The following is a 12,620-nucleotide window of genomic DNA, read 5'->3' on the forward strand; positions in this document are numbered from 1 at the left end:
TCTCCTACACTAAAATCAATGCAGGATTTTCAACAAACTGCTTAAATGCTGCCAAGAATTGCGCCCCCAATGCACCATCAATCACACGGTGATCACAAGACATTGTTGCTGTAACCATTTGACGAATCACAATCGAGTCTTGTTCAATGACCGCACGTTTTTCTGCTGCACCTAACGCCAATATTGCACCTTGAGGTGGATTGATAATGGCATCGAATTGCTGAATGCCGAGCATGCCTAAATTAGAAATGCTGAAACTCCCCCCCTGAAATTCATCAGGCGCTAATTTTCCAGTTTTGGCACGTGTCGCCAAATCACGCATTGCATTTGAAATTTGTGCCAAAGACTTACTATCGGCCGCTTTAATAATCGGTGTGATCAATCCATTCTCGATCGCCACTGCAACAGAAATATCGGCTTGTGCAAACTGTAAAATCTGTTGATTCTTTTCATCATATTGTACATTGACTTGCGGTACTTTCATCAAAGCAGCGGCAGCGGCTTTAATCAGCATATCGTTAATCGACAACTTCACTTGGGGGACAGTGCTATTGATTTGCTGGCGTAATGCTTGGATTGCTTCAACATTGAGATCTACAGTTAAACGGAAATGTGGTGCATTACGTTTTGCTTCCTGTAGTCGTGATGCAATGGCTTTACGCATACCGTTCATGGCAATTGTGGTAGGTTTTGCTGATTGCGTTGTATTGTCCTGATCGCATTGTTGTGTCTGTACAGGGTTTTCACGCTGATAAACGGCTTCTACATCTTCTTTACAGACTCGACCTCTGGTGCCTGATGCGCGACAATCATGCAGATTTATGCCCCATTGTTTGGCTAAACGGCGTGCAACAGGTGTTGCTAACACTAGACTGTCATCTGCTTTAGATTTTGCTACTTTAGCACTGACTTGCTGGCGAATATCTGGCCATGAACCTCCAGCAGCTTGAACGGCTTGTTGAATATCATGGACACTGATACGCCCTTGTCGTCCTGTACCAGTAATTTTTGCCAAATTGACCTGATGCTTTTCAGCCAGTTTCAAAGCATGCGGTGTCGCAAAAATCTCGTCACGCTGTTGATAACCCTGCAATACGATGGGAATTGAATAACCACCTTGATCAACAGATTTCTGAGTATTTACAACACTACTCTGTTGAGGAGCTGAGTTCTGTTGAGTCACAGTAGCGACTGTTGTTTCAACCTGAGTCGCAGATACTTTTTCTAATGTTCTTTCTGATGCATTTGTATCGGTTTGCTTTTCACTGACTGTCGATGTGCCCGTTAAAGATTGGGCAAAAGCATCAATTTCTGCATCTGAAACTTGTGAATCAGCACAAATCGCAATTAATCCGCCCACCAGCAAAGTATCGCCTGCTTTGGCAATGATTTTACGCAAGGTACTATCAAAGGGCGCTTCAAGCACATTGACGATTTTGGTGGTTTCAATTTCACAAATTTCTTGTCCTTTGCTAAATTGCGCCCCCTCTTGAATCAGCCATTGCGCAATTGTCCCTTCTTCCATGGACAAACCCCATTTTGGGATTTCTAAAGTTTTGATTTCGCTCATCCTAAGCCTCCAACGTTTTACGTACAGCCTGTTCGATACGCTCTACACTTGGTAACCATTCTTTTTCTAAAACGGGTGAGAAAGGTACAGGAGAATGTGGTGGTGTTACCAACTCAATCGGTGCTTTCAAATAATGAAAACCTTTTTGCGCAATCAATGCGGCAACATCATGCCCAAAACCACAGCGCGCAGCCGACTCGTCCACAATGACCACGCGACCTGTAGACGCGACTGACTCTAAAATCCCATCCTCATCCAAAGGTGAAATCGTACGTGGATCAACGACTTCAACAGAAATGCCTTCTTTTGCTAATTTATCAGCAACCTCATTGGCGCGATGTACCATTAAACTCAATGCAATAATGGTAATATCCGTCCCTTCACGTGTGTAGTTGGCTACACCAAATGGAATGCTATATGACTCGTCTGGCACTTCTCCCTTGATGTCATAAAGCAACTTATGTTCACAGAAAACCACTGGATCATCATCCCGAATGGCTTGAATCAGCAAGCCTTTCACATCATAGGCACTGGATGGTACAACCACTTTTAAACCCGGCACAGCGGCAAACACGTTGTAAGGTGATTGTGAATGTTGAGCAGCCGCAGAAAAACCGGCTCCGATCATGCCTCTTACCACTAAGGGTGCTTTGGCTTTTCCACCAAACATATAACGGAATTTAGCGGCTTGGTTATATAACATGTCATGACAAACGCCATAAAAATCCATAAACATCAGATCTGCTACTGGGCGCAAACCTGTTGCTGCTGCACCTGCTGCCATTCCAATAATGGCTGACTCAGTGATTGGCGTATCAATTACACGTTCTGAACCAAACTCAGTCCATAAACCTTTGGTGACACCCAACACACCACCAAAACCTTCAAGTTTATTGTCATCTGTGTTTTTGCCACCATGACCACCACGTACGTCTTCACCTACCACAATCACCGTGGGATCACGACGCATTTCTGATTCAATCGCTTCTTTAATCGCGTTTCGATAACTTTTATTTGGCATTGCTTTACTATTCCTTTAGTAAGAGACGTAAACGTCGGTGAGAAGTTGAGAAGCTTCTGGATAATTGGCTGCACGTGCTTTTGCTACCGCTGCATCCACATTGGCTTTTGACTCTGCATCAATCGCATCCAGTTTGGCGTCCTCAATTTTTCCTTTGACTTTTTCACGAAAAATTTTCAGTGGGTCTTTATGTTCTTTGACATAATCAAGTTCTTCTTTTGAACGAATTAATCCAGGATCACCTTCAAAGTGCCCGTAAAAACGATTGGTGATGGTTTCGATCACACTCGGACCTTCGCCACGACGTGCACGCTCAATGGCTTTTTGAGCGACTTCATAAACAGCAAAGAAATCTGTCCCATCTACTTTTTCAGCCGGCATCCCAAAAGCAGCTGCACGACCCGCAATATCCTTGCTGCCAACGGCATAGTCATGTGCCGTGCCTTCACCAAAACCATTGTTTTCAAAAACAAAAATAACAGGTAATTTTAAGACCACTGCCATATTCATGGCTTCAAAAGTTAAACCTTGGTTAGAGCCTCCATCACCTGTAAAAGACAAACCGATTCCACCCGTTTTTAAAGTTTTAGCAGTCAAAGCTGCACCAATTGCCAAAGGAGGTCCTCCGCCCACAATACCATTGGCGCCAAGCATGCCTTTGTCCAAATCGGCAATATGCATTGAACCGCCCTTACCTCGACAAAGTCCGTCATCCTTACCGAAAATTTCCAACATCATCCCGTGGATATCACAGCCTTTAGCAATACAATGCCCGTGACCACGATGTGTAGAGGTAATAAAATCTTTGTCCATCAAGTTTTCACATATTCCAACGGCTACAGCTTCTTCACCACTGTAAAGATGGATAAAGCCGGGAATATCACCTGTATTGTTTTCATCATGCAGTCGATCCTCAAACTCACGAATATCTCGCATCCGTCGGTATGCTGCTAGCAATTGCTCTTCCGTTAATTGCATATCCTTAATCCTTAATGTTCACGTCTAGAAGTAAAAAACCAGATATTTAAAATTAAACATCGGTATTTAAAACCTGTATATTTATATAAAATTATTTCAATAAAAATTAATATTAGACTAAAAAAATATCAGTTTAAAACCAACACTAAAAACATTAAAAACAATGACTTGCAAAACAAAAAATATTTGTAATTTTTTATAATTTTCAAAAACTTAAAAAACCAAACCTTTAACCAACCTTTATTTTATAATATTAGCATTTTGCATATATTTATTCACAGTTAAAATATTATAAATATAATTGACATATTAAATAAAAATGTCACTTTATATTTATTATTTTATTTAATGGACTATTTAAAATGGATTTAAAACGTTCAATCACCACAGGTGAAAAATTACGAGGTGCTGATAAACTGGCACGTATTCCAGTTAAAATCATCACTACAGAACAAATCCCTCAGAAACCAGAATGGATTCGTGCCAAAATCAGCCATCCAGAAGAAATACAACGCATTAAAGACTTATTACGCCAACAAAAGTTGCATACTGTCTGCGAAGAAGCCGCTTGTCCCAACCTACCGCAATGCTTCGGAGGTGGAACAGCAACATTTATGATTATGGGAGACATCTGTACACGCCGATGTCCTTTTTGTGATGTTGCGCATGGTCGCCCAAATACTTTAGATCCTGATGAACCCAAACATTTGGCGGAAACTGTTAAAAACTTAAATTTGAAATATGTGGTGATTACCTCTGTAGATCGAGATGATCTTAAAGATGGTGGCGCGCAACATTTTGTCGACTGTATTAAAGAAATTCGCCAAAGTAGCCCAGATACATTGATTGAAATTTTAGTTCCTGACTTTCGTGGCAGGCTAGATCTTGCACTTGAAATTCTTAGTGAAACACCACCAGATGTATTTAATCATAATATTGAAACTGTATCACGCTTATATCGGGCAATGCGTCCAGGCTCTGACTATCAACATTCTCTTGAGTTGCTTAAAAAGTTTAAACATTTGCGTCCTGATATCGCGACTAAATGTGGTTTGATGGTGGGATTGGGAGAGGTAGAAGCAGAAGTCATTGTTCTACTCAATGATCTCAGTGATCATTTGGTTGATTATGTGACGATTGGTCAGTATTTACAGCCGTCAAAGTCCCATGCCCCCATTCACCGTTTTGTGTCGTTGAAAGAGTTTGAACATTATCAGACACATGGACAATTATTAGGATTTAAAAATATCTGGAGTGCACCTATGGTGCGTTCGAGTTACTTTGCCGATCGTCAATATAAAGGCGAGCCTGTTCCTCAGCCATTTAAACGTGAAAATATCTTAAAAAGTGGCTAAAACTCAGCATCTTTGATCAAAGTTGAATAGCTTTGGATGGGTAACTTTATTTAACATTTATGCGCAGAAAACTCATTTTAAATTGAGCTCTGACATTTTAAAGTGGATGTAGATCAAGACAAAAATACCTGAATTTTAATGCCATCATTTTACTGGGTTTAATATGTCTTAAATGTGATGTCAAAACCAAACTATACAATGAATACAACATATTAATGGCGATAACCGCGCATCATAAAGGAATATGATATGAAGCTATTGAATCAATCGCGTAATCAAACATCAACATTACAAACCACACATTTATTCAATATCGCGCCAATGAATGCTGCGCCACTTTTAAGCCTGCCCATGGAGCAGGAACAATCATTATTTCGCCGTTCAATCCAACATAACTATGCAGATTTATTGAAAATTGCAGATGACTCAGAAATGGCGATTGGGATCACTGACCATCATGGAACATTATTATGGACATGGAGTAGCCGTTCTATGCTTTCGTCCGCAGAACAAGTCCATTTTGTTGAAGGGGGTCATTGGTCAACTCAAGCTGTTGGTACCAATGCAATCGGTCTAGCGCTGAATAATCATATTTCCAGCTGTGTGTATTCTCATGAAAATCAAATGAATAGCGTACAAGATTGGGTTTGTTATGCAGCGCCAATCGTTGACCCTGTTTCTGGTCAATTTCACGGCATTATTAATTTATCCACCAAATATAAAAAACATACCTCGCTTGGTGTATTGGCTGTCGAGCGATGTGCCGAATTGGTTCAACGCGCAATCCAGTTTGAACAAAAAAATATGCTGTATCTGAAAGTTTTTGGTACACCTAAAGTACAGTTCAATCAACAACTTCTAACCCTGACTCACAGACAAATTGAAATTTTGTGCATTCTCATTTTGCATCCGGATGGAATAAATTTAGATGAATTGCATTATGCACTGTATGGCGATCGTGACATCAGCGAAAAAACATTAAAGGCAGAAATGTCACAACTCAGAACCTTGCTTCCGAATTGTATTTTATCGCGTCCCTACAAACTGATTTGTGAAATTCAAACTGACTTTATCCGAGCAGAACAATCACTCAATGCTGGTTTTCTAGCCAGCACATTTTCATTGTACAAAGGTAGTTTCCTCGCAAAATCAGAAAGTCCATTATTGACCACATGGCGAGATTGTTTCGATGCTCGTTTAAGTCATTTGATCTATCAAATGCAAGATATTGATCCATTACTCAAAATTATTCGCCATATGCCAGAACGAATTGACGCCATACAACGAGTACTGGAATTATTGCCACAGGAAAGCCAACACCGTGATCGTTTTTTAAAACTACTTTGACCTGACCTGTATAACATCAATATGATTCAATATGCTGTGCTAAGCGTTGAATATTAAAGCGGATTTCCTCAGGGCTATGCGCGGCATAGCCAAATAAAACTGCTGCTTTTTGAGGAGGACTTTGGCAGTAACGAGATAAAGGCTGTACAGCTAAATCAACTTCTGCACATATTTTTAGGAAATCTTGTTCTGTCCATCCTTGATTGAGCCAACACACCAAATGAATCCCGGAATCTGTCGGTTGTACAGTCAAGACATTCGCAAGTCGTTGTTGGATTTCTGCAATAAGCACCTGCTGTCGTTCATAACAAGCTTTGCGTACTTTTCGTACATGCCTCGCATAATGCCCCTCTTGAATAAACAATGCCAAAGCAGCTTGTTCCAGATAAGCACTTCGTGTATCGGTGTAGTATTTGGCGAGACTAAATGTCTCAATCAATGCTTCTGGAACGACCATGAATCCTAAACGGAACTCTGGAAACATCATTTTTGAAAATGTTCCAGAATAAATCACTCGTTGATGTTGATCTAAACCTTGTAAAGCCTGAATAGGATGCGTGCCATATCTGAACTCACTGTTATAATCATCCTCAAAAATCCATTTTTGCTGACTCACTGCCCATTCCAGCAACGTCAATCGGCGACTCAAACCTAAAGTTCCTCCAAGTGGAAACTGATGTGATGGTGCCGTATAAATAAGCTGACTGTCTGGATAATGTTGAATGATTTCATTGATCTTCATTCCATCATCGTCACTCGCTATTGGATTTACAGTCATGCCAAAGCTGCGGAAAATATTCAATGCTGCATCATAACCAGGCTCATCCAAACAGACTTGGTCTTGCGCTTGCAATAAAACATATGCAGCCAAATGAATCGCCTGCTGTGTGCCATTGACCACAATAATCTGCTGTTCATGGCAGTTGAGTCCTCGAGTCGAACGGACATAGTCACAAATGGCTTGGCGTAAAGGTAAATAGCCTCGACAATCATGAAACTGCCCCAACTGTCGGTAAGACTGACGCCATGCTTTTCCCAGCAACTTTCCCCAGAGTCGGTGTGGAAATAAATCAGTACAGCCCACACCGACATGAAAGATTTTCTCTCCCTGTCCAGAAACATTTTGTTTTTGCCATGCGGGCAACAAATTTGCGATGTGCGGATTAACCTTTAATTGCTGAGGAGGCTGGACTGAAGTCGAATTTGTATCCAAGGGTAAATTGATCAAATGATCAGGGATAATTTCAACAACATAGGTTCCAGAACTCGGTTTGGTCTGCAAATAACCTTCATCCAGTAAACGTTCTATCGCAGCCAGAACTGAGTTTCTAGAAATAGACATCATCTCTGCCAAAGCACGGCTTGAAGGTAGTTTGCTTCCTGCCCGCAAACGTCCATCCAAGATAGCATCACGCAAAACACGATATAAGCCATCTTTGATCTGTCCTTCTGGCAAAATCAAATGTGGAAAAACAGCTGAAGATGGTGAACGCATAAGAAAACTGGTACTGTCAAAAATATCAAAAGTGTACCTTATAAAAATACCACAATCAAAACTACACTTAATCGGACCATTCCAAATCATTGAGAAAAAAGACATCTTTTACTCAAGTGATTGGGCTCTAAACACATGATTAAAAATCTTTGGGGTTGACTTATGCACGCTCAACGGCGCCCATTTCGAGTATTTTCTTCTGATCTGATTCATCCTGTTGTCGCAGGATTGATTTCGGTGATTGTCAACTATGGTGGTACTTTTATTCTAATCTTTCAAGCTGCTCAAGCAGCAGGATTAAGTGCTGAACTGACTGCTTCATGGGTTTGGTCTATTTCCATTGGTGTTGGGATTTCAGGCATTCTACTAAGTTGGATCAGTCGAGAACCAATTATTACGGCATGGTCAACACCAGCAGCCGCCTTTTTGATTACAGCATTGCTCACCATTCCTTATGCGGAAGCCATCGGAGCTTATTTGATTTCTGCACTGGCTTTTGTGATTTTAGGCATGACGGGATATTTTGAAAAACTGATTGCTTATATCCCTCCAAGCATTTGTTCAGGTCTGCTCGCTGGAATCTTATTACAATTCGGCATTTCTGCATTTTCCAATATCAGTATTGATCCCGTCTTAGCGATCAGTATGCTATTTGTTTACATGCTGACTAAACGAATTTCTGCTCGCTATGCTGTTGTCAGTGTACTTGGGCTAGGTTTGATATTTTTAATTTTACAATCCCGTATTGACTTCTCAGCATTTGAACTGCAATTGGCTGCGCCTGTCTTTACCGTACCTGCATTTTCAGTCAATGCACTTTTGAGTGTGGCACTGCCTTTATTTTTAATCACACTCACAGGTCAATATATGCCGGGCATCTTGGTACTTAGAAATGATGGTTATCAAACCAGTTTAAAACCGATATTTACGATCACTGGTTTGGGCTCTTTTTTAATGGCTCCTTTTGGTTCTCATGCATTTAATCTTGCCGCAATCACTGCTGCGATTTGTACAGGGAAAGCATCTCATACTGATCCATCTAAACGCTGGATTGCAGGTATTGCTGCAGGTATATTTTATATTTTGGTTGGAATATTTGGGCTAACGCTTGCAAGCCTCTTTAGTGCTTTCCCGAGTGTTTTTATTGCAACGTTGGCTGGACTTGCTTTACTGGGAACGATTGCAGGAAGTTTGACAAATGCAATGCATGATCAGGACACACGTGAGTCTGCACTGATCACCTTTTTAGCCACTGCTGCAAATATTCACCTGTTGGGGATTGGAGGGGCTTTTTGGGGACTAGTTATTGGATTAATGTCCTATGCGATCTTAAATGGAAAATTTAAAAGATAAGCCATTGTTTTACGATTACACTTTTATCATACCCACTATTCGCCATAGATGTGATTTAGACAGTATGGAATTCTATTACATACCTGACCAAAACAAGGGAGACTAAGACTCCCTTTTTTACATCTCAAAGAAACTGGTACTCTCAAAAATATCAAAACTGTATCTTATGAAGATACCACAGCAAAATTACACTACTTTCTCTGCTTTCAAACTTATACCGACTGGAGAATATCTGTGGAAAATTTATCAATTCAAATTGTACCTATCACGCAAGTGGACTACACGCAGTGGTTAGCGTATTGGTTAGCCTATCAAGAATTTTATCAAGTCAGTTTACCAAGTACAGTCACTCAAACCACTTGGCAACGGTTTTTTAATGATGCCGAACCTGTTTATTGTGCTGTGGCAAAACATGGAGACACTGTATTTGGCTTTGTTCACTATGTCATTCACCGCTCGACATGGGCTGAGCAGGATTATTGTTATCTTGAAGATCTCTATGTTTCACCAAAATCCAGAGGTCAACAGATCGGTAAACATTTGATTGAATATGTTAAACAACAAGCTCAAAAATCCCGATGCGCACGCCTGTATTGGCACACTCAACAAAGTAATCATACAGCACAAAAACTGTATGACTGGGTAGCAGAGAAACCTGGGGTGATTGAGTACCGTATGCCTTTAAATTAATTTAACGTGAATTCGATGCAATTAAATCTTCAACTCATTGAAAGATAATAAATCTATGTGGATTTTTGCTGGATTTTCATCCGATTTTGGATGAGGAGCGAAGCTCCGTAAGCGCAACCATCAATATAGTTTCATTGCTCTGATCAATAAAATGAAGGCGATCAATAGATTGTTTGATGATCTAAAGCTTGCACTGCCACGCTTTAGTGCTAAAGTTTAAATTCTTTTGCGTAGGCGATGCCTAACTTTTCAGAGATGAAAAGTGACAAAAATCTTTCGTTGAGCGAGGGGTACATCCTTTACCCCCGCTCAACATGGCGACATCCATGTCGCCTCACGATCGCAAGACCATCTATGATTCAAAAAGTACAAAATAAATGAATCATCCAAATCACTTGTATGAATAGTCAGGCGGTTTGACTGTATCATCTTTCATCAAGGATTTTTATCTAACTCAGGTTAATTTATCCTTGCCAGAAATCAATCAATTTCTAGCAATACTTTTGCTCAGCGTCGCTTATTCATGGCGCTCAATTTGGATGGTAAAAACACTATTCGAATCTTTATTTTGATATCTAATCGTGCCCTGATGAGCAATCACAATCGCGTGTACCACAGCCAGCCCTAAACCAGTTCCACCAAACTCTTTATTTCTCGACTGTTCTAATCTAAAAAATGGATCGAACAAATGGTCTTGATACTCTTGTGCAATGCCTGGTCCTTGGTCACCAATCTGTAAAATCCAGTTATGATCAATCACTTTTGAAGAAATAGTCAATTGACCTGCATGTGCATATCGTACTGCATTATCAATCAATGCCATTAAAACTTGCTCAATACGACGTCGATCGCAATATACAGGTGTTGTGGTCAAATCCAGCTGAGGAATAAGTTGGGCTTGAGCCAAACGATCATCAAACAGTTTAATTACACGTTCAATACTTTCCTGTGTATTGACCCATTCATAATTTAATCTTAACTGCTGATTTTCGACCAAACTCAATGTGCGTAAGTCTTCAACTAAATGAGATAAACCTTCAACTTGATTTAACAGGCTTTTAAATAAGACCACATTGGGTTCAAAAACACCATCGATAATGCCTTGTAAGCGACCTTGTAAAATCGTCATTGGCGTTCTAAGTTCATGCGCAATTGCAGCATTCCAAACCTGAGCATTTTTAACTGAAAGCTCAAGTTTTTGTGCCATATGATTAAAGTTATGCATCAATTCAGAAATTTCAGCAGAATGTATCTGGCGGTCATCTGCTCGTGCTGAAAGGTCACCTTGGCTTATTTTCTCAGCGGCTTCTGCTAAAAAATTAATCGGCTTAATAAATCGTTGCGCAAGATGCATCCCGATAATCAATGAAATCACCGACCCGCAAAAAACAACCGTAGACAACCAGATCCAATCGACAAAATGAAAGTCGGTCCATTCCCCTTGCAATGAACTTAAAGTAATCCAACCGACATCAATGGCATAGTTATAAATAATATAACCCAGCAAAACCGAGAATAATGTTACGCTCAAATTCACAATACTGAGTGCAATGAACAGCTGCTTACTGATTCCTGACTTATTCTTCATAAGCTTTCCAGCTTTATTCACCACGTTTTGATCCATATCTTAGGTTCATTTTTTCTGATCTTACACACTTTTTCCACACTTTAAAGATCATTTCTCCGCAAACCTTGCAAACAATAACAGGACCAAATGTTATAGAGTTAAGTGAGATGATTAAACAAAAGCTAAATCTACGCAAGAAAATCGGTTTTATACTTTTAGCGATTGTCGTAGCGTATTGGATTGCCTTTCCTATCATTCCGTTCTTGGAGATTCCTCATAAAGCTTGGGTGATGACAGTCATGGCAATTGGTGGTGAAATTCTCTTATTGATTGTCATTGCCTTATTCGGTAAAGAATATTGGCACAGCATGAAACACAAATTTAAACGTGTATATTCAACATTTAAACATCGACACCAGAAAATCAAATGACCTGAATTAAACCAATCAAGATTCAAAATAGGTAGATGCTGAGGGCTGATCTAGTCGGTAACCTACTCCACGAACATTGATCAACATCTGTTGCAACCCAAGTTCGTCAAGTTTTTTCCTTAACTTGCTGACATGGCTATCTACCGTTCGTTCCAATGCATCACTGTCAGGCAAACAATGATTCATCAATTCACTGCGGGTAAAGACTTTGTGCGGATGGTGAATCATCAAACTGAGAATCTTATATTCAGTTAAGGTCAGATTGAGTAAAACGCGTTGATCTTGTTGATAGACATAGGCACTATGAATCTCAGCATTGATCTCTATATTTTTATAAACGAGGTGGCTATTTTGAACTGAAACATTCTGTTGCGTCCGTCTCAACACTGCTTGCACCCGAGCAACCACTTCATTGGGATTGAATGGTTTAACCACAAAATCATCAGCGCCAATCCGTAGTGCCATCACCTTATCAATATCTTGATCTAATGCTGTTAGCATAATGACAGGGGTTTGCGCCTTTTGACGAATTTTACTCAGTACTTCCCAACCATTCATTTCCGGTAATTTAATATCTAAAAGAATTAAATCGATCGGTTGAGCTGAATGGATTTCTATTGCATGCCGCCCATTCATCGCTCGAATTACCCGCATTCCTTCACGTTTTAAATAACGCTCAATAATATCGCCAATATCATATTCATCCTCAACAACAAGGATCTGTTTATCGCGGCAATCAAAAGAAAATGAGGCTTCAAACATGAATGAATCATCAAATAATTTCTGTCAATCTGCATGATACGCTGATTTATC

At 40.1% G+C, this 12,620-nt stretch carries 11 protein-coding genes; 5 read left to right on the top strand and 6 right to left on the bottom strand.

All coding sequences use genetic code 11. The features are described 5' to 3' along the window. Positions 1–4: 4 nt before the first annotated feature. Genes AAV97_RS10580 through AAV97_RS10590 form a run of 3 tightly spaced genes read right to left on the bottom strand, consistent with a single transcriptional unit; the run spans position 5 to position 3,569 of the window. Entirely contained in the window at positions 5–1,570 is a 1,566-nt protein-coding gene (locus tag AAV97_RS10580; RefSeq protein ID WP_046760537.1) for a 2-oxo acid dehydrogenase subunit E2, read from the bottom strand. A 1-nt stretch (position 1,571) separates the two neighbouring features. Next, on the bottom strand, positions 1,572–2,591 hold the full coding sequence (locus tag AAV97_RS10585) for an alpha-ketoacid dehydrogenase subunit beta (protein ID WP_004829597.1): 1,020 nt from the start codon (positions 2,589–2,591) through the stop codon (positions 1,572–1,574). Positions 2,592–2,606: 15 nt separating this feature from the next. Further along, on the bottom strand, positions 2,607–3,569 hold the full coding sequence (locus tag AAV97_RS10590) for a thiamine pyrophosphate-dependent dehydrogenase E1 component subunit alpha (RefSeq protein WP_046760538.1): 963 nt from the start codon (positions 3,567–3,569) through the stop codon (positions 2,607–2,609). Between the two features lie 362 nt (positions 3,570–3,931). On the opposite strand from AAV97_RS10590, the gene lipA reads away from it, so the two are divergent. Next, complete coding sequence (lipA, locus tag AAV97_RS10595; RefSeq protein WP_046760539.1) at positions 3,932–4,924, top strand: lipoyl synthase; 993 nt, start codon at positions 3,932–3,934, stop codon at positions 4,922–4,924. Between the two features lie 249 nt (positions 4,925–5,173). Next, the gene (locus tag AAV97_RS10600) at positions 5,174–6,271 is read left to right on the top strand and encodes a helix-turn-helix domain-containing protein (RefSeq protein ID WP_004829600.1); all 1,098 of its coding nucleotides are present in this window, start codon (positions 5,174–5,176) and stop codon (positions 6,269–6,271) included. 16 nt (positions 6,272–6,287) lie between these two features. Here AAV97_RS10600 and AAV97_RS10605 read toward each other — a convergent pair whose 3' ends face one another. Further along, positions 6,288–7,766: a PLP-dependent aminotransferase family protein gene (locus tag AAV97_RS10605; protein ID WP_046760594.1), complete on the bottom strand. Its 1,479-nt coding sequence runs from the start codon at positions 7,764–7,766 to the stop codon at positions 6,288–6,290. 162 nt (positions 7,767–7,928) lie between these two features. On the opposite strand from AAV97_RS10605, the gene AAV97_RS10610 reads away from it, so the two are divergent. Beyond that, complete coding sequence (locus AAV97_RS10610) at positions 7,929–9,119, top strand: benzoate/H(+) symporter BenE family transporter (RefSeq protein ID WP_046760540.1); 1,191 nt, start codon at positions 7,929–7,931, stop codon at positions 9,117–9,119. A gap of 234 nt (positions 9,120–9,353) precedes the next feature. Continuing rightward, the gene (locus AAV97_RS10615) at positions 9,354–9,809 is read left to right on the top strand and encodes a GNAT family N-acetyltransferase (protein ID WP_046760541.1); all 456 of its coding nucleotides are present in this window, start codon (positions 9,354–9,356) and stop codon (positions 9,807–9,809) included. A 517-nt stretch (positions 9,810–10,326) separates the two neighbouring features. Here the strand turns inward: AAV97_RS10615 and adeS are convergent. After that, positions 10,327–11,397 (bottom strand): two-component sensor histidine kinase AdeS, encoded by a 1,071-nt coding sequence (gene adeS / locus AAV97_RS10620; protein WP_042088332.1) that lies wholly within the window; start codon positions 11,395–11,397, stop codon positions 10,327–10,329. A 146-nt stretch (positions 11,398–11,543) separates the two neighbouring features. Here adeS and AAV97_RS10625 point away from each other — a divergent pair, with 146 nt between their 5' ends. Further along, the gene (locus AAV97_RS10625) at positions 11,544–11,807 is read left to right on the top strand and encodes a transporter suffix domain-containing protein (protein ID WP_046760542.1); all 264 of its coding nucleotides are present in this window, start codon (positions 11,544–11,546) and stop codon (positions 11,805–11,807) included. Positions 11,808–11,822: 15 nt separating this feature from the next. Here the strand turns inward: AAV97_RS10625 and adeR are convergent, their stop codons facing one another. Then, positions 11,823–12,569, bottom strand: coding sequence for an efflux system response regulator transcription factor AdeR (gene adeR / locus AAV97_RS10630; protein WP_046760543.1), 747 nt, complete (start codon positions 12,567–12,569; stop codon positions 11,823–11,825). Positions 12,570–12,620: the final 51 nt, after the last annotated feature.

The organism is Acinetobacter sp. Ag2, from assembly GCF_001005515.1.
Taxonomy (GTDB): Bacteria; Pseudomonadota; Gammaproteobacteria; order Pseudomonadales; family Moraxellaceae; genus Acinetobacter; species Acinetobacter bereziniae.